This is a genomic window from Leeia oryzae DSM 17879 (assembly GCF_000376945.1).
In the GTDB taxonomy this organism is placed as follows: Bacteria; Pseudomonadota; Gammaproteobacteria; order Burkholderiales; family Leeiaceae; genus Leeia; species Leeia oryzae.
In genome coordinates this window covers 230,615-252,984 of record NZ_AQXU01000025.1, presented here as the reverse complement: position 1 = coordinate 252,984, position 22,370 = coordinate 230,615, and the positions used below count along the sequence as shown (strand labels likewise).

General features: G+C 58.4%; 21 protein-coding genes. 14 read left to right on the top strand and 7 right to left on the bottom strand.

The genetic code is table 11. The features are described 5' to 3' along the window. Positions 1-45: 45 nt before the first annotated feature. From glyS to gloA, 5 genes are all read left to right on the top strand, one after another. Positions 46-2,112, top strand: coding sequence for a glycine--tRNA ligase subunit beta (glyS, locus tag F552_RS0114610; protein WP_018152501.1), 2,067 nt, complete (start codon positions 46-48; stop codon positions 2,110-2,112). Between the two features lie 7 nt (positions 2,113-2,119). After that, positions 2,120-2,659 (top strand): D-glycero-beta-D-manno-heptose 1,7-bisphosphate 7-phosphatase, encoded by a 540-nt coding sequence (gmhB, locus tag F552_RS0114605; RefSeq protein ID WP_018152500.1) that lies wholly within the window; start codon positions 2,120-2,122, stop codon positions 2,657-2,659. A 33-nt stretch (positions 2,660-2,692) separates the two neighbouring features. Next, complete coding sequence (locus F552_RS0114600; protein ID WP_018152499.1) at positions 2,693-3,415, top strand: lysophospholipid acyltransferase family protein; 723 nt, start codon at positions 2,693-2,695, stop codon at positions 3,413-3,415. Continuing rightward, a complete protein-coding gene (locus tag F552_RS19525) occupies positions 3,373-4,152 on the top strand; it encodes a M48 family metallopeptidase (protein ID WP_018152498.1) in 780 nt (259 codons plus the stop codon). Before F552_RS0114600 ends, F552_RS19525 begins: the two co-directional genes overlap by 43 nt. A 140-nt stretch (positions 4,153-4,292) precedes the next feature. Next, positions 4,293-4,673, top strand: a complete 381-nt coding sequence (gene gloA / locus F552_RS0114590; RefSeq protein ID WP_018152497.1) for a lactoylglutathione lyase — start codon at positions 4,293-4,295, stop codon at positions 4,671-4,673. Positions 4,674-4,842: 169 nt separating this feature from the next. Here the strand turns inward: gloA and F552_RS0114585 are convergent, their stop codons facing one another. From F552_RS0114585 to F552_RS0114560, 6 genes are all read right to left on the bottom strand, one after another. Continuing rightward, complete coding sequence (locus tag F552_RS0114585) at positions 4,843-6,252, bottom strand: aminopeptidase P family protein (RefSeq protein ID WP_018152496.1); 1,410 nt, start codon at positions 6,250-6,252, stop codon at positions 4,843-4,845. 74 nt (positions 6,253-6,326) lie between these two features. Continuing rightward, positions 6,327-7,310: a peptide ABC transporter ATP-binding protein gene (locus F552_RS0114580; protein WP_018152495.1), complete on the bottom strand. Its 984-nt coding sequence runs from the start codon at positions 7,308-7,310 to the stop codon at positions 6,327-6,329. Next, a complete protein-coding gene (locus F552_RS0114575) occupies positions 7,307-8,296 on the bottom strand; it encodes an ABC transporter ATP-binding protein (RefSeq protein ID WP_018152494.1) in 990 nt (329 codons plus the stop codon). Before F552_RS0114575 ends, F552_RS0114580 begins: the two co-directional genes overlap by 4 nt. Positions 8,297-8,305: 9 nt before the next feature. Further along, the gene (locus F552_RS0114570; RefSeq protein ID WP_051078328.1) at positions 8,306-9,229 is read right to left on the bottom strand and encodes an ABC transporter permease subunit; all 924 of its coding nucleotides are present in this window, start codon (positions 9,227-9,229) and stop codon (positions 8,306-8,308) included. Positions 9,230-9,242: 13 nt separating this feature from the next. Continuing rightward, a complete protein-coding gene (locus F552_RS0114565; protein ID WP_018152492.1) occupies positions 9,243-10,271 on the bottom strand; it encodes an ABC transporter permease subunit in 1,029 nt (342 codons plus the stop codon). Positions 10,272-10,544: 273 nt separating this feature from the next. Continuing rightward, positions 10,545-12,137 (bottom strand): ABC transporter substrate-binding protein, encoded by a 1,593-nt coding sequence (locus tag F552_RS0114560; protein ID WP_018152491.1) that lies wholly within the window; start codon positions 12,135-12,137, stop codon positions 10,545-10,547. Between the two features lie 371 nt (positions 12,138-12,508). On the opposite strand from F552_RS0114560, the gene F552_RS0114555 reads away from it, so the two are divergent. From F552_RS0114555 to F552_RS0114540, 4 genes are all read left to right on the top strand, one after another. Beyond that, entirely contained in the window at positions 12,509-13,456 is a 948-nt protein-coding gene (locus F552_RS0114555; protein ID WP_018152490.1) for a LysR substrate-binding domain-containing protein, read from the top strand. A 140-nt stretch (positions 13,457-13,596) separates the two neighbouring features. Beyond that, a complete protein-coding gene (locus tag F552_RS20170; RefSeq protein WP_156802340.1) occupies positions 13,597-14,133 on the top strand; it encodes a hypothetical protein in 537 nt (178 codons plus the stop codon). A gap of 39 nt (positions 14,134-14,172) precedes the next feature. After that, positions 14,173-14,811 carry an ABC transporter ATP-binding protein gene (locus F552_RS0114545; protein ID WP_018152488.1) on the top strand — a complete coding sequence of 213 codons (639 nt, stop codon included), beginning with the start codon at positions 14,173-14,175 and terminating at the stop codon, positions 14,809-14,811. Further along, the gene (locus F552_RS0114540) at positions 14,808-16,013 is read left to right on the top strand and encodes an ABC transporter permease (RefSeq protein ID WP_018152487.1); all 1,206 of its coding nucleotides are present in this window, start codon (positions 14,808-14,810) and stop codon (positions 16,011-16,013) included. The genes F552_RS0114545 and F552_RS0114540 overlap by 4 nt, the downstream gene beginning before the upstream one ends. Before the next feature lie 11 nt (positions 16,014-16,024). Here the strand turns inward: F552_RS0114540 and F552_RS0114535 are convergent, their stop codons facing one another. Then, a complete protein-coding gene (locus tag F552_RS0114535) occupies positions 16,025-17,014 on the bottom strand; it encodes a serine/threonine protein kinase (RefSeq protein ID WP_018152486.1) in 990 nt (329 codons plus the stop codon). A gap of 155 nt (positions 17,015-17,169) precedes the next feature. Here F552_RS0114535 and F552_RS0114530 point away from each other — a divergent pair, with 155 nt between their 5' ends. From F552_RS0114530 to efeB, 5 genes are all read left to right on the top strand, one after another. Next, positions 17,170-18,015, top strand: coding sequence for a DMT family transporter (locus F552_RS0114530; RefSeq protein WP_018152485.1), 846 nt, complete (start codon positions 17,170-17,172; stop codon positions 18,013-18,015). 7 nt (positions 18,016-18,022) lie between these two features. Continuing rightward, the gene (locus tag F552_RS0114525) at positions 18,023-18,829 is read left to right on the top strand and encodes a helix-turn-helix domain-containing protein (RefSeq protein WP_018152484.1); all 807 of its coding nucleotides are present in this window, start codon (positions 18,023-18,025) and stop codon (positions 18,827-18,829) included. 109 nt (positions 18,830-18,938) lie between these two features. Continuing rightward, positions 18,939-19,766 carry an iron uptake transporter permease EfeU gene (gene efeU / locus F552_RS0114520; RefSeq protein WP_018152483.1) on the top strand — a complete coding sequence of 276 codons (828 nt, stop codon included), beginning with the start codon at positions 18,939-18,941 and terminating at the stop codon, positions 19,764-19,766. A 51-nt stretch (positions 19,767-19,817) separates the two neighbouring features. Further along, complete coding sequence (efeO, locus tag F552_RS0114515; RefSeq protein ID WP_018152482.1) at positions 19,818-20,999, top strand: iron uptake system protein EfeO; 1,182 nt, start codon at positions 19,818-19,820, stop codon at positions 20,997-20,999. 74 nt (positions 21,000-21,073) lie between these two features. Beyond that, entirely contained in the window at positions 21,074-22,369 is a 1,296-nt protein-coding gene (efeB, locus tag F552_RS0114510; RefSeq protein ID WP_018152481.1) for an iron uptake transporter deferrochelatase/peroxidase subunit, read from the top strand. Position 22,370: the final 1 nt, after the last annotated feature.

Sequence of the window (22,370 nt, the reverse complement as noted above, 5' to 3'; positions counted from 1 at the left end):
CAATACAACGGCAGCCGCAGGCTGCCGTCTGGGGCGAGAAAGACAATGCAAGAAACTTTATTGATTGAACTGTTGACCGAAGAGCTACCTCCCAAGGCACTGGCCACCTTGGGCCAGGTATTTGCACAAACGGTATTTGATGAGCTGGTCAAGCTGCAACTGGTAGGGGCAGACGTCGAACTGCAACCATTTGCCAGTCCGCGCCGTCTGGCCGTGCGTATCCCCGCCGTATCGTCTATCCAGCCCGAGCAGCAAATCGAGCGCAAGGGACCTGCCGTTGCATCCGGCATGAAAGACGGCCAGCCAACGCCAGCCTTGCAGGGCTTTGCCCGCTCTTGCGGGGTAGACGTATCGGTCTTGCAGACCATGTCTGATGGCAAGCAGGATGTGTTTGTGTTCCGTAGCAGCAAACCGGGTGCGGCCTTGGCCAGCCTGTTGCCGGACGTTTTGACTACCGCCATCAAGAAACTGCCGATTCCAAAGGTGATGCGCTGGGGTGATACCGATGTGCAGTTTGTACGCCCGGTGAAAAGCCTGATCGTCCTGCTGGGTAATGAAGTGCTGCCAGTTGAACTGCTGGGCTTGACGTCCGGCCGTGTGACGCGTGGTCATCGTTTCTTGTCCAGTGGTGAACTGACCATTGCCCACGCCGACGACTATGCGCGTGTGCTGTTTGAAGACGGTAAAGTGGTCGCCAGCGTGGCCGCCCGCAAGTCATTGATTGAAAAAGAACTTAGTCAGGCGGCTGCCAGCCTGAATGCCACCATCGGTGCAGACGTAGCCCTGATTGATGAAGTGGCAGCACTGGTGGAGTGGCCAGTGGTGTATGTGGGCCGTTTCGAGGACGAGTTCCTGAAAGTGCCGCAAGAGTGCCTGATGCTGACCATGCAGCAGAACCAGAAATATTTCCCGCTGCTGGATGCTGCGGGCAAACTGCTGCCGACTTTCCTGGTGGTGTCTAACCTGAAGACGGACGACCCAAGCCATATCATCCAGGGGAACGAGCGCGTGTTGCGTGCCCGCTTGTCTGATGCGCGGTTCTTCTTTGAGCAAGACCAGAAGACCAAGCTGGATAACCGTGTCGCCCGTCTGGCCGATGTGGTCTACCACAACAAACTGGGTTCCCAGCTGGAACGGATTGCCCGCCTGCAAACCCTGGCCGGTGAAATTGCGGCCCTGCTGGGCGCTGACCGTGCACTGGCAGCGCGTGCTGCTTATCTGGCCAAGGCCGATCTGGTATCAGACATGGTGGGTGAGTTCCCTGAGCTGCAAGGCATCATGGGCCGTTACTATGCGCAGATTGATGGCGAACATGCTGAGGTGGCCGATGCCATCGAAGGGCATTATCACCCGCGCTTTGCCGGTGACGCCTTGCCTCAAGGCCATGTAGCGCTGAGCGTAGCGCTGGCAGACAAGCTGGAAACGCTGGTGGGCATCTACGGTATCGGCTTGATTCCGACTGGTGACAAAGACCCGTTTGCCTTGCGCCGTGCTGCGCTTGGCGTGCTGCGCATGATGGTCGAGGCCGAGCTGCCAATCGACTTGCAGCAGTTGCTGAACATGACGGCATCCACCTTTGAAGCGGGCAAGTTGTCTGGCGACGTTGTGGCTGGTGTACTGGGCTTTATGCAGGACCGTTTGCGTAACCTGCTGGCCGGCGAGTTTGATGCCCGCGAAGTGGATGCCGTACTGGCGCTGAACCCGACCCGGCTGGATACCATTCGCGCCAAACTGGTGGCAGTGGCCGAGTTCCGTGCCCTGCCAGAGGCCGCTGCACTGGCGGCCGCTGACAAGCGTATCCGTAACATTCTGAAGAAGGTGGAAGGCATCTTGCCAGCGGTGGATGCTGCCCGTCTGGCAGAAGCCCCTGAAAAAGCCTTGTTTGAGGCGACACGTGCAGCTGCACCACAGGTAAATGCAGAGCTGCAAGCCGGCAACTACACGGCGGGCCTGAAGCAGCTGGCCAGTTTGCGTGCGCCGGTAGATGCCTTCTTTGCTGACGTGATGGTGATGGCTGAGGACATGGCGGTGCGGAACAACCGTCTGGCCCTGTTGTCCGAACTGGCCGCGCTGATGAACCAGGTGGCGGAAATCGCCCTGCTGGCCGAGTAAGCGCCGCATGAAACTGATCATCCTTGACCGCGATGGCGTGATTAATCACGACAGTGACGAGTATGTGAAATCCGTGGACGAATGGATTCCGCTACCCGGTAGTCTGGAAGCCATTGCACGCCTATGCAAGGCGGGCTGGACGGTGGCGGTGGCCACCAACCAGTCCGGCATCGCCCGGGGATATTTTGACCTGGCCACGCTGGGCGCCATGCATCAGAAGCTGGATGATCTGCTGGCCCCGCTGGGCGGCAAGATTGATCGCATCGAATTTTGCCCGCACGGGCCGGATGTGGATTGTGATTGCCGCAAACCGCTGCCGGGCATGTTCCGCAACCTGGTTGCCCACTACGGCTTGCCGGATTTGCAAGGGGTGCCGGTAGTCGGCGATAGCCTGCGGGATCTGGAAGCCGGGCTGGCGCTGCATGCGACTCCGTATCTGGTCAGAACCGGTAAAGGCGAGCGCACGCTTGCCAAAGGCGGTTTGCCTGCCGGTACCCTTGTCATGGATGATCTGGCCGCTGTGGCTGATGATCTGTTGTCCCGTTAATTTCGCGTCAATTCAGGAAACCTGCCCGTTACCATGAACGCTATCCGCTCGATTCTGTTTTACATTGCCGCCTTGGTACTTACCCCGATTTATTGCCTGATTGGCACGCTGGTGCTGCCGTTGCCACCGATGGTGCGTTACCGCATTGTCAGTACCTACGGCTGGACAGGCATGATGATGTGGGTGATCAAGCACCTGTGCGGTATCAAATATGAGGTGGAAGGGCTGGAAAACCTCAAAGGCCTGAAACCGGCGATTATCTGTGCCAAGCACCAGTCGGCCTGGGAGACCATGGCGCTGCAGTCCATTTTTCCGCCGCAAGTGTATATCGCCAAAAAAGAGCTGCTGTACCTGCCGTTTTTTGGCTGGGGGCTGGCGACGATTTCTACCATCTTTATTGACCGTGCCGCTGGCGTGGAGTCCCGCAACAAGATGCTGGCCGTCTCCAAAGACCGTCTGGAGCACGGGTTCTGGATCGTGATTTTCCCGGAGGGGACACGTACCGAACCCGGCGCCAAGGTAAAGTACAAGAAGGGCGCGGCCGACATGGCGCGTGCGCTGGAGGTACCGCTGGTGCCGGTGGCCCACAATGCCGGTGATTACTGGCCGAAGAACAGCTGGAAAAAGCGTCCGGGCACCATCAAGGTATCGATTGGCGCACCCATCTGGCCGGAGGGCAAAGACCTGGCCGGCATGACCAACGCAGCTCACGCATGGATAGAAGGCGAAGTCGCGCGCATCCGTCAGTCCAGTTAAGCACGGATGATGCAGGTGCTTACTGGCTGACCTTTTCGGATGCCGACGATGAGGAAGACCCTTGGCCGGTGCAAGTCCGCACAGGCCAACGGCAGACAGTAGGGCTGACCATCCGCGATGCCGGTCTGACGATTCATCTGCCACCACGCGCCACACTGACAGATGCCCAAGCATTTCTGGATGCCAAAGCCGCATGGTTGCGAAAGCACCTGATCCGGCAGCAACAACTCCCAGTAGCCCCTGATTTTGCCGATGGCTCCCAGGTCGACTGGCTGGGGCAGTCGCTGACCATCGCGCTGTTGCCTGGCAGCGGCCGATCTGTGCATGTTGAGCGTGACGCCCAATTTCTGGTGGTTCGCGTACCGGTTGGCAAACCCAAAGAGGTGGTGCCGTCGGCCATTGCGGACTGGTATGCCCGGCAGGCGCTGGCGTATTTCTCCCCGCGGCTGGCGCACTTTGCGCACCGGATGGGTTGCAAGAAAGTGCCTCCGCTGGGGTTGTCATCTGCGCGCGGCAAGTGGGGCAGTTGCCGCAGTGACGGCGCCATTCGCCTGAACTGGCGGCTGATGCAGGCACCGCCTGAACTGATCGACTATGTGATCTGCCATGAGCTTGCGCACCTGGTCGAGTTTAACCACTCCCCGCGCTTTTGGGCGCAAGTGGCCGTCTTGTGTCCAGATTATCTGGCCTGCCGGAAGCAGCTGAAGCTGCAAGGGCGTCAGTGGTTGCAGTGGTAGGGCCGGGCATGTTTTTCCTGGGCCGATCACTGGTCTGCACTGGCTGCCTACCGCCTGATTTTTTTTGCTATTCTGTGATCTATCCCCCCGTATGCAGGTAGCCGAAAGTGGCTGCCATGTTTTCTTCAGAAAGGTATTCCATGCGTTTACTCCATACCATGATCCGAGTGGGTAATCTGGATCGATCCATCGCTTTTTACACCGATGTGCTGGGCATGAAACTGCTGCGCCGGGATGATTACCCGGACGGGCGTTTTACGCTGGCATTCGTGGGGTATGGGGATGAGACCGATCATACGGTGATCGAGCTGACCCATAACTGGGATACGGAAAGCTATGACCTGGGGAACGGTTTTGGCCACCTGGCCGTGCAGGTGCCGGATGCCTATGCCGCGTGCGATGCCGTGCGGGCCAAAGGCGGCAAAGTGACGCGCGAGGCGGGGCCGATGAAGCACGGCAAGACCGTGATTGCCTTTGTAGAAGACCCGGACGGCTACAAGATCGAGTTCATTCAACGGTAAGCTGGTTGAGTGACTGTAAGGTAGGGATGCGTGTTTGGTGTGTATCGCGCAGCGATATACACCCAGCGGTGGTGGCCGTATAACCCTGTTACCGAACGATATGATGCAAAAAAAAGCCAGCACATTGTGCTGGCTTTTTTTGTAGGCTTAAGGCAGTAGCGCAGGCCGGTTAGCCAATGCCCATCAAGGCTTCGACTTCGTCCACGGTTTTCGGGATCGGTTTGCCGATGACGCGGCAACCCGTATCGGTAATCAGGACTTCGTCTTCAATCCGTACACCGCCGGCATCTTTGTACTGCTGGAAGGTATCGTAATTGATCAGGTGGGCGTGGCGGTTTTCGGCTGCCCACATGTCAATCTGCTGTGGAATGAAGTAAAGACCCGGTTCTACGGTCATGACCATTCCTGTTTTGTAGGCTTTGCCCATGCGCAGGTTGCGCATGCCAAACAGGGTGCTGCGTGCGTTGTGTTCATCGTAGCCGACATAGGCTTCGCCGAGGTTTTCCATATCGTGCACATCCATGCCGATCTGGTGGCCCAGACCACACTGGAACACGAGTGCATAGGCGCCGGAGTCGACAATCTCTGCCGGATCACCCTTGAAAAGCCCCAGCGGGATCAGGCCTTCAACCAGTTTCTGGCAGGCGTGCTTGTGAACCGCCAGATTGGTGACGCCCGGTTTCATCATGGCAATCGCTGCCAGCTGCGCGTCTAGCGTGATGTTGTACAGGGCTTTCTGGCGCTCGGTAAATTGGCCGCTGACAGGCAGGGTGCGAGTGATATCGCTGGCGTAGTTCATGCGGCTGTTGGTACCGGTGTCGTTAACGACCCAGTCACCATCTTGCAGCTGATTAAGGTGGCTGCCATTGTGCAGGACTTCGCCGCGTTTGGAGAAGATGCTCGGGTAGGCCAGTTGCAGGTCGTGGCTGCGCAGCAGGCCTTCCATGGCACCGACGATTTCGTATTCAAAACGACCAGGCTTGGTCAGGCGCATCGCCAGTTCGTGCACTTGTGCGGTGATTTCCAGCGCGGCGGTCATTTCGCTGATTTCGTCAGCGGACTTGATTTCTCGCTGGGCGACCACGGCTTTGATGAGCGGCACGGAAGCGCCGGCCTTGATGGCGGCGGGCGTTGTACCCAGCAGGTCTGCCAGCGTAATGACGGTTTCACCGCGATAGGGGGGTAGGTAATGAATGCTGCGGCCTTGGGCTTTTGCCTGGTTGACGACATCGCATAAGGCACTGAGGGTGGCGGTAGCGGTAATGCCGGCGCGGGCCGAACGTGTGGCCAGTACGGGTAGCGGACCGGTCCAGACTACGGCGTCCAGATTCGGGTCATCGCCAAACATCGTGCTGTTGCCAGTGTCCAGATCGATGACGCCGACCAGGTCCGGCGCCTGCAGGCCGAAATAGTAGCTAAAGCAGCTGTCTTGCCGGAACGGGTAGATGTTGTGCAGGTAGTTCATGGGCGAATCAATATTGCCCATGATCAGGGCGATGCCTTGGCCTTGAAGCTGGCTGGCAAGCTGCTGACGACGTTGCTGGTAGGTTTCTGCGCTAAACAGGGGGGCGTTGCTCATGAAAGTTTCCTTTCTGTGCTGCAAAAAACGCCCGCTGCCAAGAGGGGAAGTGGCAGCGGGGTTGCAAAGTCCAATCAGGCCATATTGGTCGGAATGGTTTCGACGTGGTGACAGGCGATATCCCGCCCTTCCAGCGCGCGCAGGAGGGGGGTTTCTTGCTCGCAACGGCTGGTGGCATACGGGCAGCGCTTGTGGAAAGCGCAACCGGTCGGCGGATTGAGCGGGCTGGGCAATTCGCCCTGAATCTTGATCTTGATACTGCGGTCTTCCGCAAACACGGACGGCGTAGCTGATAGCAAGGCTTGCGTGTACGGATGCATTGGCCGGCTATAGATCACTTCTTTCGGGCCCATTTCCACCGCACGACCCAAATACATCACCATCAGGTCATCGGCCACGTGTTCTACCACCGACAGGTTGTGAGAGATGAACACATAGGCTGTCTGGAACTCTTCCTGCAGGTCCATGAACAGGTTCAGCACCTGTGCCTGAATGGAAACGTCCAGCGCAGAAGTCGGTTCGTCGGCCACCACAATTTTGGGTTGCAGCATCATGGCGCGCGCAATGGCAATCCGCTGGCGCTGACCGCCAGAGAACATGTGTGGATAGCGGTAGTAATGTTCCGGACGCAGGCCAACGCGGGTCATCATGGCGCGCACTTTTTCTTCGCGCTCGGCTTTGGTCAGGTCGCTGTTGATCGCCAGTGGTTCGCCCAGCTGGTCGCCAATCTTCTGGCGCGGGTTGAGCGAGGCATACGGGTTCTGGAACACCATCTGCACCTTGCGACGCATGGCTTTCAACTGGGCCTTGTCGGCATGGGCAATGTCGGTGCCGTCCAGAATCAGCGAACCAGCACTTGGTGGTTCGATCAGGGTCAGCTGGCGGGCCAGCGTGGATTTACCGCAACCGGATTCCCCCACCACGGCCAGCGTTTTGCCGGGCGACAGCGAAAATGAAACACCGTTCAGTGCCTTGACGTGAGCCTTTGGCTTGAACAGACCTTGGGATACTTCATAGTGGCGCGTCAGATCTTGCGCCTGTAACACGACAGCGCTCATACGGCCTCCTTGTCAACTAATGGGTAAAAGCAACGCACGGCGCCGGTGTCATGCTGGGTCATGCCCGGACGCTCCTGGTGGCAATGCTCGGTGGCATACAGACAACGAGGCGAAAGCAGACAGCCTTTCGGACGGTCGTACTGGCCGGGCACGATGCCAGGCAGCGTAGACAGGCGGCGGGCACCTTTGCTGTGTTCCGGAATCGAGGCCAGCAGGGCTTCGGTATACGGATGGGTCGGATGACGGAACAGGTTGGGTACCTTGCCGATCTCGACAACCTGGCCTGCGTACATCACGGCCACCCGGTGGGCGACTTCGGAAATCACGGCCAGATCGTGGGTGATCATGATCAGCGCCATGTTGCGCTCTTTTTGCAGGTTGACCAGCAGGTCCATGATCTGGGCCTGAATGGTCACGTCGAGCGCCGTGGTTGGTTCATCGGCGATCAGCAGCTTGGGGTTACAGGCCAGCGCCACGGCAATCATCACCCGTTGGCTCATACCGCCAGACAGCTGGTGCGGGTAAGCGTGCAGACGGGTTTTGGCGGCCGGAATCTCGACCAGTTCCATCAGTTCCAGGGCGCGTGCCTGCAGTGCGGCGCCGCGCAGGCCCTGATGCACTTTCAGCACTTCCATGATCTGGTAGCCGACGGTGTAGCTCGGGTTGAGCGAGGTCATCGGGTCCTGGAAGATCATGGCAATGTCTTTGCCGACAATCTTGCGGCGGTCACGGCCGCTGATGGTCAGCAGGTTCTTGCCGTCAAAGGTCAGGTCATCGGCCACAATGCGGCCTTGTCCTTCCAGCAGGCCCATCATGGCCATCATGGTGACGGATTTGCCGGAGCCGGATTCACCGACGATACCGACGATTTCGCCTTGCTGGACGGTCAGGTCCAGGCCTTCGACCGCACGGAACGGGTTGCCGACCGAGCCGAACTCGACCGACAGGTTCTTGATATTCAGTAATGGGGTTTGTGTCGTAGTCATGGGGGCTCCTTAGGCGGCACGCTTCAGTTTCGGATCAAGCGCGTCGCGCAGGCCGTCACCCATCAGGTTAATGGCCAGTACCGATAGCAGAATCGTCAGGCCCGGCAAGGTCACAACCCACCAGGCGCTTTCGATGTAGTCACGGGCAGAGGCCAGCATGGTGCCCCATTCTGGTGTCGGTGGCTGTACGCCCATGCCCAGGAAGCCCAGTGCGGCGATTTCCAGAATGGCAGACGAGAAGCTCATGGTGGCGTGCACGATCAGCGGTGCCATGCAGTTAGGCAGTACGGTGATCAGCATCAGACGGAACAGACCGGCACCGGCCACGCGGGACGCAGTGACATAGTCTTTGTTGAGTTCGGTCATGGCAGAGGCACGGGTAAGGCGCACATAGGCTGGCAGCGAGACCACGGCAATCGCGATCATCGCGTTGATGAGGCCAGGCCCCAGAATGGCCATGATCGCCACGGCCAGCAGCAGCGACGGCAGGGCCATCATGATGTCCATCAGGCGCATGATGCCTTGGCCGATCCAGCGCGGGAAGAACGCCGCCAGCAGGCCCATCAGGATGCCGGGTACCAGCGACATTACCACCGATGACAGGCCGATCAGCAACGACAGACGTGCGCCATGAATCAGGCGGGACAAAATGTCGCGGCCGACTTCATCCGTGCCCAGCAGGAAGGCAGATGAACCGCCTTGTGCCCAGGAAGGGGGCGTCAGCAAGTGGTCACGGAACTGTTCGATCGGGCTGTAGGGTGCCAGCCACGGTGCAAACAGCGCACAGATCACGATCAGGCAGATGAAGGCCAGACCGGCCACTGCCCCTTTGTTATGGGAGAAACCCAGCCAGAACTCTTTCAGCGGGGATGGATAGTTAATGACCGGCTCTTCAGCCACGGCCATTGTTGGTAAGGTTTTTGCGTTAGCCATGTTGTTGTTCCACTTATTTGGCGTGACGGATACGCGGGTTGGCGATGCCGTAGAGGATGTCTACGATAAAGTTGGTCAGGATGACCAGCGATGCCACCAGCAAGATGCCGTTTTGCACTACCGGATAATCACGGCGACCAATGGCGTCAATCAGCCACTTGCCAATACCGGGCCAGGAGAAAATGGTTTCGGTCAGGACCGCACCACCCATCAGGGTACCTACCTGCAGGCCAATCACGGTCAGTACCGGGATCAGGGCGTTACGCAGGGTATGGACAAAAATCACGCGGGCAGGCGACAGGCCTTTGGCGCGGGCGGTACGGACATAGTCTTCGCGCAGCACTTCCAGCATGGAAGAACGGGTCATCCGGGCAATCACGGCCAGCGGAATGGTACCCAATACAATGGCAGGCAGAATCAGGTGTTTGACGGCATCTTTGAAGGCACCCGCGTTCAGGCTCGGGTCTGCCAGCTCGGCTCGCCAGGCGTCGATCAGCATGAAGCCGGTTTGTGGCTGAACGTCAAAGGCCAGATCCAGGCGTCCGGATACGGGCGTCCAGCCTAGCAGTACCGAGAACAGCATGATCAGGATCAGGCCCCACCAGAAAATGGGCATCGAGAAGCCGGTGAGCGAGATGGTCATCACGCCATGATCAAAGATGGAGCCCCGCTTGATGGCGGCGATAATGCCGGCCAGCAAGCCAACGATGGTGGCAAAGGCCAGCGCAGCCAGCGCCAGTTCCAGCGTGGCCGGGAACAGGGTTTTAAACTCTACCCAGACGTTTTCCTGGGTTTTCAGCGAGGTGCCGAGATTGCCGTGCAGCAGCTGCCCCAGATAGTTCATATACTGGGTGGCAATGGGCTGATCGAGTCCGAGCCGTTTCATGGCGGCTGCGTGCAGTGTTGGGGAGAGCGAGCGCTCGCCGACCATCACCTCGATCGGGTCTCCGGGGATAAGCCGGATCAGTGTAAAGGTAAGCAGCGTGATGCCGAGGAAAGTCGGAATCAGTACGCCGATACGTCGTAGCAAAAATGAAAACATGTAAATCTCCCGCCCTGTTTACCTTATGGGTGCCCTGGCGACATGCAATGTATTGATTCGGGTATCTGACCGGAAGCAAGAGGCAGTACATTCGCCTAATTGGTTATAGCATCCAGCCATGTCCCAATACATGATAAAACGAAATTTTTACCGGCCTGACACAGTGCCAATGCGCTGGTCATAACCCGGTGGCTGTATTGAACAAAACCCCGACTTTCCGGCAGCCCTTGCAGACTGCCGGTAAAATCGGGGTTTTGGGGTTACTGCAACCGCTTATTTAACGCTTACACCCTCAAAGTTGTAATCGCCAAACGGGCTGATCTTGAAGCCATTGACTTCTTTGCGCATTGGCTGGTTAACAACCGAGTGTGCAACGGTAGTCCAAGGCAGGTCTTTCTTGAAGATTTCCTGAGCCTTCATGTACAGCGCAGTACGTTCTTTCACGTCGGTGCTCTTACGTGCTTTCAGTACCTGTGCGTCGAAGTCTTTGCTGCAGTAGCGAGAGTAGTTAGAACCACCCACGGCTTCGCAGGTCAGCAACACACCCAGGAAGTTGTCAGGACTTGCATAGTCACCGGTCCAGCCGATCAGGCCAGTGTCGTGCTCGCCGTTTTTCATGCGTTTCAGGTACTCGCCCCACTCGTAAGTGGTGATCTTGGCGTTCACGCCGATTTTCGCCCAGTCAGCCTGAATCATTTCAGCCATCAGTTTGGCGTTCGGGTTGTAAGGACGTTGTACCGGCATGGCCCACAGGGTGATGTCAAAGCCGTTTGGATAGCCGGCTTTGGCCAGCAGGGCTTTGGCTTTTACTGGATTGTAAGGCGCGTTTTTCAGTGACTTGTTGTAAGACCACAGAGAAGACGGGAACGGGTTAGACGCTTCCTGGCCTTGGCCCTGGTAAACGGCATCAATGATCGCTTTGCGGTTGATGGCCATGTCCAGTGCCTGGCGAACTTCTACTTTCGACAGTTGTGGTTTTTCGGTGTTGTAAGACACGTAGCCAATGTTAAAGCCAGGTGCAGTGATCACTTTCAGCGCTGGGTCAGCTTTCATGGCTGGCAGGTCGCTTGGTCTTGGGTAAGACATGATCTGGCACTCGCCAGCTTTCATTTTCTGGTAACGGACAGAAGCGTCGGTCGTGATCGCGAAGATCAGGTTGTCGACTTTAACTGCACCCTTGCGCCAGTATTGCTTGTTCGCAACGTAGCGAATCTGCGCATCTTTCTGGTAACGCTTCAGGATGAACGGGCCGGTACCGATTGGCTGCTGGTTGATCATGGAGGCTTTGCCTTCCTTGACCAGTTTGTCAGCGTATTCTGCAGACAGGATAGAAGCGAACGGCATGGCGATTTTAGCCAGCAGATCGGAATCCGGATCTTTCAGGGTGAACTTGACGGTATTGGCGTCAACTTTGGTGACGGCAGTAATGTTTGCATCCAGACCGGTGTCTGATGCATACGGGAATTCTGCTGGGTAAGCTTTGTTGAACGGGTAGTTCTTGTCGATCATCCGGCTGAACGTGAAGACGATGTCGTCAGCATTGAAGTCACGGCTTGGGGTGAAGTATTCGGTAGTGTGGAATTTCACGCCTTTGCGCAGCTTGAAGGTGTATTCCTTGCCATCTGCCGATACGGACCAGGATTCTGCCAGGCCAGGAACGATCTTGGTGGAACCGTGTTCGAATTCGACCAGACGGTTGAACATGGCGTGACCCGCTGCATCAAAGGTCTGACCGCCAGTGTATTGGGCAGAGTCAAAACCTTCAGGGCTACCCTCTGAACAGTAAATCAGGGTGCCGGCTGCTTGGGTTGCGCCTGCGACAACGGTCAGGCCTGCGGCCAGAAGAAACTTTTTAGAAAAATGCATTGATGCGACTCCCTTCCAATTGTGGTCTGCTAGAGCTTGGATGAACCTTTATGCTGTTACCCCTCTCATCAAGGTAACAGCAACATTTCTCCACACGACGTGGGCTAGGTACCCGTGAAAACACGTGGCACTAAACACTTTTTATTTATAGACTATTTTTACTTGACCGTTTGATCAGTTTGTTACGCTGATCTTCCGCGGAGAACGGCCAGGCTAGTCATCAGATCTTTGTCTTATGCATACATGATGTAACCGGAGTCCGGCTAGTTGCGCATTATTTCACACATGCAATATCACACCAACTAAAGAAAAGTGATGTTCCATGTCTATTTGTTATACTCTATCTGGCGTATATCCAAAAGGGACATGTGATGATCCGGTTCAGACAGATTGAAGCTTTCCGTTATTTGATGAGTACAGGCACGACAGTAGGGGCGGCCAGGAAACTGCATATTACCCAGCCAGCCATCAGTCGCCTGATTGCCGATCTGGAAGAAGATCTCGGGTTTCGGCTGTTTAACCGGGTCAAGGGCCGGCTGGAGCCCACCACGGCTGGTGTGCGTTTTCACCGGGCGGTGGAGGAAAACTTCCTGGGGCTGGAGCGGTTACGCAAGGCGGCCGAAACCATCCGCGAGGACGAGCATGAAGGGTTATCGATAGCCTGCATGCCGGTGCTGGCAACCACGTTGCTGCCACTGATCCTGAAAGAATTTTTCAAATTGCAGCCGTATGTGCCGGTCAAGGTGGATTCGATTGGCAACTCCGAGCTGCTGGTACAATTGCAGGACATGAAAGTGGATGTCGGCATCAGTGCCGAATTTGCCTCGATTGCCGGGATTGAGGTCGAGCAGATTTACGAGACCGACCCCTTGTGCGCCTTGCCGCCAGGACATCCGCTGGCGACCAAGGAAAGAATCTATCCGGAAGACCTGGAAGGCGAAACCGTGATTGGCTGGCTGGCCAACAATGCGTTGTCGCACGGGGATGAAGACAAGGTGTATTTTGGCCGGGCGGGTGTCAAGCCCCGCTGCCTGATCCGGACGTACACCTCGCATATCCGCTATGCCATGGTAGCCAATGGATTTGGCGTGTCGATTGTCGAGCCGTTTGCGTCCAGTATCTGGACGGCACATGGCGTGGTGGTGCGTCCCTACGAGACCGATGTCAAACACCGGTATGTGCTGGCGTACCCGAGTGCCAGCAGTCGTTCCAGTGTGTTGCAGGATTTCCGGCAGGCGACCCTGAAAGTGGCGGGAGAGCTGGCGGGCAAGCAGTGGGTACAACCGCTGCCAGCGGCAGAAGCTGCTGATGAGCATTGACGGGTATTGATTTAAGCCTGCCGTAAGGTTGGGCAGGTAGCATGCCTTACCGGATGGACGGGTCAACCGGGAAACCGCTTGGCCCGTTGTACCTGTATCTTCTGGTTTCTTTTGATGTGTTGTATGGCTCAGGCTTTCTGATGAAATTCACTCCGCGCTTTATGGCTTTCTTTATCCGGCATCCTGTGATGCTGGCGTTATTGCTATGCACGGTAGGGGTAGCGGTGCTGGTGTTTACCTTGCCAAAAGCCAGCGGCAATGGCGGGGCGGGGGCTGCCGAGCACGCCTTGGGCATGGCGCACCCGCTGAGCGCGCGGACCGATGTGGTGCAGTGGCCGGTGTTTGCCCAGGTAGAACTGAAACGGGCCGCCGATGGCGCGTTTCACCCACAGTTCGGGGCTGGTCCCAGCGGGCTGGCCGATAAACCGATCCGCGTGCAGGGCTATATGGAGGCCCTGGAAGTCGGCGAACACCAGCGGCATTTCATCGTCTCCAGAGATTCGCCATCTTGCCCGTATTGTCTGGCCGATGGCCCGGACCAGATGCTGGAAGTGTTTGCCGACCAGCCGGTAGACACCACGCAGGAAGCCGTCGTGCTTTCTGGCCAGCTGGAATTGATCAAAGGCATGGGCAACGGCATGTTCTACCGCCTGAAACACGCCCAACAAGTCGACTAATCACCAAAACCGGCAACCCGTTGCCGCAGGATGTCATCAATGCTTAAGCTCCAAGACGTGCGTTACCAGTACCCGGATGGCAAGACGCTTTCTTTTCCGGACATCCATCTGAGTCCCGGCCAGTCTGCTGCGCTGGTGGGGCCTTCCGGCAGTGGCAAATCGACGCTGATGCACCTGATTGGCGGCATGCTGACGGCGCAGGCGGGTAGCGTGATGGTAGACGGCACGGATATCACGACACTGGATCAGCCCGCGCGGGATCAGTTCCGCGGGGAGAAGATGGGGCTGGTATTGCAGCAGCTGGGACTGTTGCCGAACCTGACCCTGCTGGACAATCTGCTGCTGGCGCAATATCTCTCCGGAACGGCGCAGGATGTGGCGCATTGCACTAGCCTGCTGGTGGAGCTGGGGCTAAGCGAGGCACTGCGCAAGAAGCCTGCCAAACTGAGCCAGGGGCAACGCCAACGGGCCGCCATTGCACGGGCTATTGTCAACAAACCAGTGTTACTGATGGCGGACGAACCCACCGCTGCGCTGGACGATGCCAGCGCCGAAGCCGCCCTGAACCTGCTGATGTCTGTTGCCGCCAGGCATGGTGCCAGTTTGCTGGTGGCCACGCATGATGTACGGGCCAAAGCCCGCTTTACTCAGGTATGGACGCTGGGAGACGCGCAATGAACCTGCCGCGTCTGGCACTGGCGAATCTGCTGGCAAGGCCGCTGAACCCCTTGCTCAATATCGTGCTGTTGGCACTGGGGCTGGGCAGCATTACCCTGATGCTGCTGTTTTCCAACCAGCTGGAGAACCGGCTGGTGTCTAACGCGCAAGGCATTGACCTGGTGGTAGGGGCCAAAGGCAGCCCGCTGCAACTGGTGCTGTCCAGTGTCTACCATGCCGATATCCCGACCGGTAATATTCCAGCGTCAGAAGTCGGCCAGTTCCGTGCTAATCCACTAATCCGTACCGTGGTCCCGCTGGGGCTGGGAGATAACGTGTACGGATTCCGCATTGTCGGTACCGAACCCGCGTACCTGTCTTTGTACGGCGGGCGGCTGGCGCAAGGCTATTTGTGGTCCAAGCCGATGCAGGTGGTGGTGGGCAGCGAAACGGCCAAGACGCTGGGGTTGACCCTGGGCGCCCGTTTTGTCGGCTCGCACGGCTTGACTGGCATGTCGGACCTGCACAAGCAGTTTCCGTACACCGTGGTCGGGATTCTGGCGCCCTCGGGTACCGTGCTGGATAAGCTGGTGCTGACCTCGATTGAAAGTGTCTGGGCGGTGCATGCCCATCCGGACGCGGATGAAATGCAGATGGCGGGGAGTGCAAAGCGGGAACCGGAAGTGACGGCCTTGCTGATCCAGTACCGCTCGCCGATGGCGGCCGTGATGCTGCCCCGGGCGATCAACGCGGAGACCCGTTTGCAGGCCGCCTCGCCGGCGTTTGAATCCAACCGCTTGCTGTCCATCGCCGGTTTTGGCCTGAAGGCGTTCCGCATGCTGGGGCTATTGATGATTGCCGGGGCTGGCTTGTCGGTCTTTGTGGCGTTGTACAACACCTTGAATGAACGCCGTCGGTCGATGGCCGTGATGCGTTTGCTGGGCGGCCGGCCGGACCAGCTGTTTGTGACCGTCTTGCTGGAAGGCTTGGCGCTATCGGTGGTCGGTATTGTGGCCGGTTTGCTGCTGGGGCACCTGACCGTGTATGCCATGGGCGCGTGGCTGCTGCCCGCTGGTAATCAGCTGGTGCTGAGCGGTGCGGTGTGGTTTGCCGGCGAAGGTTGGGTGATCGGGCTGGGTCTGCTGGTGGGCGTGGTGTCTGCGGCCCTGCCGGCGATGTCTGCCTCCCGCACGGATATCGCCAAGGTGCTGGCTGAGCCGTAACTCCGCTGCGTTCAATAGTGCGGGTCGAGTTTTTCCTGCATGACCAGTACTTGCTGTTCCAGCGCCTGAGTGTGTTCATCCCAATAATGGGGTTCGCCAAACCAGGGGAAGGCGGCAGGAAAGGCCGGGTCTGACCAGCGCTGGCTGAGCCAGGCGGCGTAGTGAATCTGCCGCAGGGTGCGCAGGGCCTCAATCAAGTGGCGTTCATGCCAGTTGAATTCACAAAAATCTTCATAACCGACCAGAATGTCCGTCAGCTGGTGCTGCTGTTCGATGCCGGCACCTGTCACCAGCATCCACAAGTCCTGCACCGCGGGGCCCATGCGGCTATCGTCAAAATCGACAAAATGCGGGCCGTCGTCTGTCCAGAGCACGTTGGACGGATGGCAGTCTCCGTGCAGACGGATCAGCTCGATGTCCCCGGCTTTTTCATACAGCGCTTCGATGGCTTCCATCGCACGGTTGGCCGACTGCTGCCAGCGTCCCCGCTTGTCTGCCGGCACAAAACCGCTGTCCAGAATCTGCTCGATGGCATGGGTGCCAAAGGTTTGCGGACTCAGGGTAGGACGGTGATGGTAGCGCGACTGACGGCCTATGGCATGGATGCGGCCAATGAAGCGGCCCAGCCAGGTGAGCGTTTCCGGATTGTCCAGTTCGGGCGAACGTCCGCCACGACGCGGAAAAACGGCAAACCGGAAGCCTTCGGCATGAAACAGTGTTTCACCCGCCGCATTGGCCAGCGGGGCCACCACCGGAATTTCTGCTTCTGCCAACTGGCGCAGAAACGCGTGTTCTTCGTGGATGGCGTCATCCGTCCAGCGGTGCGGCCGGTAAAACTTGGCCACCACTGGCGTACTGTCTTCTATGCCCACCTGATATACCCGGTTCTCAAAGCTGTTGAGCGCCAGCAGGCGGCCATCGGTTCTGAAACCGGCGGCTTCCAGGGCATCCAGCAGACAGTCGGGTGTCAGCTGGCTATAGGGGGTCAATGGGGACGACATGGTCGGGTTTCCTTGCGTGATGTTTTCATTCTACAGGGGTTCGGCCAAGGCAGCTGGTCTTTGTCGTGTCTGGCAGCATTTTACAAGACGATCGGTGCGGGTTTTGCTAGGCTAGCGGGGTTAAGCATGAGGTTGCGCACATGGTTTGGATTTGTATGCTGTTTATCGGAATCTGGTCTACCGGGTTTATTGTGGGGCGGATGATTGTGCCGTTTGCCGACCCGAACCTGTTTTTGCTGGCGCGGTTTCTGGGCGCGAGCGGCTTGTTTCTGGCCGTGGCGCTGGCCACGCGCGCCCCTTGGCCGGCCCGGCTGGATATTCCCAAGCAACTGGCGACTGGCGGACTGCTGCAGGGGGTGTATCTGGGTGGTGGTTACTGGGCAGTGGCCAACGGACTGGCACCTGCCGGCATGGCGTTGCTGGGGGCCTTGCAGCCGGTGTTTACCGCGTGTCTGGCCGGCTTGTTACTGGGTGAAGCCATTTCCCGCCGGTTTTGGCTGGGTCTGGTCATTGGTGTGAGCGGGGTGGTGATGGTGTTGCTCCCGCCGTTGATGACCAAGGGGGCGGGACATGTGTCTGCCGGTGTCGTACTGGTGGCGGTGATCGCCATCTTGTCGATTACCTGCGGCACCTTGCTGCAAAAGAGCTGGGCGGTCAGCGCAGACTTGCGCACCGCATCGGTGTATCAGAATTTGGGGGCCGCCCTGACGGCCGGAGTCATTGTCTGGCTGATGGGCGAACAGCGCTGGCTGCCGCATCCTGTGCTGTGGGGATCGCTGGCATGGGCCGCCATCATGCTCTCCGGGCTGGGGACCAGCCTGCTGATCTGGCTGGTTCGGCGCGGCAAGGCATCTACCGTGTCTTCCCTGATGTTTTTGGCTCCGCCACTGGCCGCGGTCGAGGCGTGGTGGCTGTTTGGCGACCGCTTAACCGCCTTGCAGATGCTGGGGTTTCTGGTGGCGTTGTTGGGGGTGATTCTGTGCAAACCGGTGTCCAAATGAGTTGCCCATGCTGAACGATGCCTACACGGCGGAAACCCCGCATGCCTTTTATTGCATGACCGGGCAAGACCCGTTGCTGGACGTTCGCGAGTATGAAGATACACCGGACTACCACACGCATGACTTTCATCAGGTGCTGATGGCCTTGGGTAACGGCACCGAGGTACTGATCCGGGACGTACTGTACCGGCTGGATGCCGGGGCGGCACTGATTGTCCCTGCCGGCGAGCGTCATGATTTTCGGGGCGGGCATGGTAACCGCCAACTGGTGCTGGATGTGCCGCCAGACGCCCTGGCGCTGCCAGCTGCCTTGTTCCGGCAGCCGCGGTTTCTGCAACTGCACCCGGCGCTGCAACAGCAGATGCGCCAATGGGCTGTCGTACCTTCTGTCAGTAGCCGGGTGCGGGACTGGTATCGGGTGGTGCAGTTGAGTGACGTGCTGGCACAACAGGTTCTCTCCACGTCGCCAGCGGTACCGGTACGCTTGCCGGTGGACCGGGTAGACGCGCAATTGCGCGCCCATGTCCGGCTGACCGGTGGTGATGGCCTGCTGGGGGCAGACGTGCTGGCCCGGCAGTACGGCATGAGCGAGCGCCGGTTTTATCAGCAGTTCAGGCAGGTATTCGGGGTATCTCCGTATGCTTACCAGCTGCAGTTGCGGCTGGAAAATGCCGTCTTGTGGCTTGCCGATGCAAGCTTGTCCGTGAGTGACGTCGCGGCAGGTCTGGGATTTACGGATCAGGCCGCGTTCTCGAACCAGTTCCGGCAACGGTTTGGCATGTCCCCGCAACGCTGGCGGCAATCGCAGGGCTGACTTCTTTCTGGTAGGTTTTTACCTGCAAATAGTAATAATTACCATTTGCATTTGTATTGGGTGATGTATTAGAATGCGAATCGTTATTATTTGTATTTGGTGACAGATTGTGCTGATCCCCTTTTTGATCATGCTCCGTGAGGGCATGGAGGCTGCGCTGATTGTCAGCATCATTGCCAGCTATCTCAAGCAGTCCGGTCAGGGACGCTGGATGCCTGCCGTGCTGGCCGGGGTGGTGCTGGCCATTGTCGCCAGTCTGGCACTGGGGGTTGGCATGAATGCCATGCAGGCCGAGTTCCCGCAAAAGCAGCAAGAACTGTTCGAGGCTGCCGTTGCACTCATTGCCGTGGTGGTGTTGACCTCCATGGTCTTCTGGATGCGCAAAGCGGCCAGACACATGAAGCAGCAATTGCATGGGTCTATCCAGCAGGTGCTGGAAACCAGCCGGCACAAGGCACTGGCGCTGGTGGGAATGGCATTTTTTGCGGTGGCGCGGGAAGGACTGGAGTCGGTGTTTTTCCTGCTGGCCGCCTTCCAGCAGGATGTGGGTGTCGCGGCGCCTGTAGGTGCGATGCTGGGGGTGGTGGTGTCAGTTGCGCTAGGGCTGGCGCTGTATTACGGCGGTATCCGGCTGGATTTGCGCCGTTTTTTCCGCTGGACGGGCGTGTTCATCTTGCTGGTGGCTGCAGGCTTGCTGTCCGGTGCGGTACGGGCTCTGCACGAGGCGGGGCTGTGGAACGGTTTGCAGACAGTCGCCTATGACCTGACCCGGGTGTTGCCGTCCGGTAGCCCGCTGGGCGTGGTGCTGGGTGGCGTATTGGGCTATCACGATGCCCCGGCCATTGGCGAAGTGCTGGTGTGGTGGGTTTTCATGATCCCTGCCTTGTGGCTGTTCTGGCAGGGGACGCGTCCTGCCCGGCTGAACGGTGCGGCCTGACCGGTTTGAATCTGCTTGAACGCTGTTCAAGTCCATTTTGAGAGAGCATGTATGAAACAAGGTTTTCCAATCAAGCAAACATTGGCGCTGGTGCTGGTGGCAACGGCACTGACGGCCTGCCAGAAAGAGACCCCCGCCAGTGCGTCAGATGCAGTGGCATCCGGTGCCGTGACGTCAGAAGCCAAACCGGCAGAAACACAGGTTACGGTTTCGGATACCGGATGTACGCCGGCAGATTTGTCGCTAGCAACGGGCAAGCATACGTTCAAGATCGTCAACCAGAGCCAGCGGGCAGTGGAGTGGGAAATCCTGAAAGGCGTGCTGGTGGTGGAAGAGCGCGAAAACATTGCCCCCGGTTTTACCCAGCGGCTGACAGCAGACCTGGCCCCTGGTGATTATGAAATGACCTGCGGCCTGCTGACCAACCCCAAAGGCAAGCTGACCGTGACCGGTGCGGCCGCCGGCGAGTCTGGCGAGAAGCAGGCAGCATTGCTGAAACTGGAGCAACCCGTAAGTGCCTACAAGGCCTATGTCACGGCAGAGGCGGGTGCACTGGTGGGAGAAGTAGAGAAATTTGCTGCCGTGATCAAGGCAGGCAAGCTGGCCCAGGCCCAGGCGATGTTTGCGCCGAGCCGTGTGCACTACGAACGGATCGAGCCGATTGCGGAGCTGTTCAGTGACCTGGATGGCGCCATGGATGCAAGGGTGGATGACTTTAAAGGGAAAGAAAGCGACCCTGAGTTTACCGGTTTCCACCGGATCGAATATGTGTTGTTCCATGAGAAAACTACCGATGGTCTGGCGCCGTTTGCCGACAAGCTGGTGGCTGATGCCAAGGCACTCAAGGCACGTGTTGATGCGCTGGCCTTCCAGCCGGGCAAGGTCGTTGGCGGCGCAGCGGCGCTGATCGAAGAAGTGGCTAACGGCAAGATCAGCGGCGAAGAAGACCGCTATAGCGGCACCGACTTGTCTGATTTTCAGGCCAACGTGGATGGCTCGAAGAAGATTGTCGACATCCTGCGGCCGATGATCGAGAAAGCCGATACCGCCTTGCTGACCAAGGTGGATGCCAATTTTGCCCAGGTGGATGCCTTGCTGGCCAAATACCGCAGTGGCGATACCTTTGCCCACTACAGCAAACTGACCGATGCAGACCGCAACGCGCTGAAAGCGCCGATCACCACACTGGCCGAAGAGCTTTCCAGGCTGCGCGGCATTCTGGGACTGAACTAAGCTGCATTTGACCTGCATGTACAACCGGTGCGGCCTGAGGGCGCACCGGCAGACCTTATCATCGAGACGTAACAATGACGACCCCGCAACAGCCTGAACCCCGTGTATCCACCCCTGTAGCCGATGCCGCACTGGCATCGCCCTCGCGCCGACGCTGGCTGAAAGGCGCCGGACTGGGCAGCGCCGTTGCCATTGGCGGGTTGGGCACGGTGGCAGTCCTGCAGCAACAGGAAGCCAAGGCGGCAGATACGACCCGGGAAAACCAGGCATTTTTTGGCCGGCATCAGGCCGGGATCATTACCCCGCAACCGGCTGCGGCCCTGATTGTGGCGTTTGATGTGCTGGCCACTGACAAGGCCGGTCTGGTGCGGTTGTTCAAGGTGTTGTCGACCCGCATCGCGTTTTTGACCAAAGGCGGCAAGGTGCCGGCGGTAGACCCGAAACTGCCGCCGTTAGATAGCGGCGTGCTGGGAGAAGAGGTTTTTCCGGATAACCTGACCGTGACGGTGTCCGTGGGGGCCAGCCTGTTTGACCAGCGCTTTGGCCTTGCCGGCAAGAAACCGGTGCACCTGATGCAGATGGTGCGCTTCCCTAACGACCAGTTGGATGCCGACCTGTGCCATGGTGACCTGTCGGTGCAGATTTGTTCCAATACGGCAGAAACCAATATCCATGCCCTGCGGGACATCATCAAGCACACGCCGGATTTATTGTCGGTTCGCTGGAAAATGGACGGCTTCCTGCCGCCGCATACCTTGCGCAAGATGGGCAAGGAAAGCGTGATCAACCTGCTGGGGTTCAAAGACGGGACGGCCAATATCAATGCGCAAGACCAGCAGATGATGGACGAACTGGTGTGGGTGCAAGCAGGTAGTCAGGAGCCTGCCTGGGCAGTGGGCGGCAGTTATCAGGTGGTGCGGGTGGTGCGTAATCTGGTCGAACAATGGGACCGTACCCCGCTGCAGGAGCAGGAGAGCATCATTGGTCGCCACAAGCATTCTGGCGCACCGCTGGGCAAACAGCACGAGCACGATGATCCGGACTATGCGTCGGATGCCGACGGTGCGCGCATTCCGTTCCATGCCCACATCCGGCTGGCCAACCCGCGCACGCCGGATACCCGCAAGAACCTGATTCTGCGCCGCGGTTACAACTATTCCCGCGGGATCAGCAAATCTGGTCAGCTGGATATGGGGCTGCTGTTTGTGGCCTATCAGGCAGACCTGCAAGCCGGCTTCCTGACGGTGCAGAACCGTCTGAACGGCGAACCGCTGGAAGAATATATCCGTCCGATTGGCGGCGGGTATTTCTTTTCTCTGCCCGGCGTGGTGTCGGACGGGCAGTTTCTCGGTCAGGCGCTGCTGGCGTAAG

Bases quoted from the DNA above. Each gene is read 5' to 3' on its own strand.
- glyS (WP_018152501.1), top strand. From the start codon at position 46: ATGCAAGAAACTTTATTGATTGAACTGTTGACCGAAGAGCTACCTCCC.
- gmhB (WP_018152500.1), top strand. From the start codon at position 2,120: ATGAAACTGATCATCCTTGACCGCGATGGCGTGATTAATCACGACAGT.
- F552_RS0114600 (WP_018152499.1), top strand. From the start codon at position 2,693: ATGAACGCTATCCGCTCGATTCTGTTTTACATTGCCGCCTTGGTACTT.
- F552_RS19525 (WP_018152498.1), top strand. From the start codon at position 3,373: ATGGATAGAAGGCGAAGTCGCGCGCATCCGTCAGTCCAGTTAAGCACG.
- gloA (WP_018152497.1), top strand. From the start codon at position 4,293: ATGCGTTTACTCCATACCATGATCCGAGTGGGTAATCTGGATCGATCC.
- F552_RS0114585 (WP_018152496.1), bottom strand. From the start codon at position 6,252: ATGAGCAACGCCCCCCTGTTTAGCGCAGAAACCTACCAGCAACGTCGT.
- F552_RS0114580 (WP_018152495.1), bottom strand. From the start codon at position 7,310: ATGAGCGCTGTCGTGTTACAGGCGCAAGATCTGACGCGCCACTATGAA.
- F552_RS0114575 (WP_018152494.1), bottom strand. From the start codon at position 8,296: ATGACTACGACACAAACCCCATTACTGAATATCAAGAACCTGTCGGTC.
- F552_RS0114570 (WP_051078328.1), bottom strand. From the start codon at position 9,229: ATGGCTAACGCAAAAACCTTACCAACAATGGCCGTGGCTGAAGAGCCG.
- F552_RS0114565 (WP_018152492.1), bottom strand. From the start codon at position 10,271: ATGTTTTCATTTTTGCTACGACGTATCGGCGTACTGATTCCGACTTTC.
- F552_RS0114560 (WP_018152491.1), bottom strand. From the start codon at position 12,137: ATGCATTTTTCTAAAAAGTTTCTTCTGGCCGCAGGCCTGACCGTTGTC.
- F552_RS0114555 (WP_018152490.1), top strand. From the start codon at position 12,509: ATGATCCGGTTCAGACAGATTGAAGCTTTCCGTTATTTGATGAGTACA.
- F552_RS20170 (WP_156802340.1), top strand. From the start codon at position 13,597: ATGAAATTCACTCCGCGCTTTATGGCTTTCTTTATCCGGCATCCTGTG.
- F552_RS0114545 (WP_018152488.1), top strand. From the start codon at position 14,173: ATGCTTAAGCTCCAAGACGTGCGTTACCAGTACCCGGATGGCAAGACG.
- F552_RS0114540 (WP_018152487.1), top strand. From the start codon at position 14,808: ATGAACCTGCCGCGTCTGGCACTGGCGAATCTGCTGGCAAGGCCGCTG.
- F552_RS0114535 (WP_018152486.1), bottom strand. From the start codon at position 17,014: ATGTCGTCCCCATTGACCCCCTATAGCCAGCTGACACCCGACTGTCTG.
- F552_RS0114530 (WP_018152485.1), top strand. From the start codon at position 17,170: ATGCTGTTTATCGGAATCTGGTCTACCGGGTTTATTGTGGGGCGGATG.
- F552_RS0114525 (WP_018152484.1), top strand. From the start codon at position 18,023: ATGCTGAACGATGCCTACACGGCGGAAACCCCGCATGCCTTTTATTGC.
- efeO (WP_018152482.1), top strand. From the start codon at position 19,818: ATGAAACAAGGTTTTCCAATCAAGCAAACATTGGCGCTGGTGCTGGTG.
- efeB (WP_018152481.1), top strand. From the start codon at position 21,074: ATGACGACCCCGCAACAGCCTGAACCCCGTGTATCCACCCCTGTAGCC.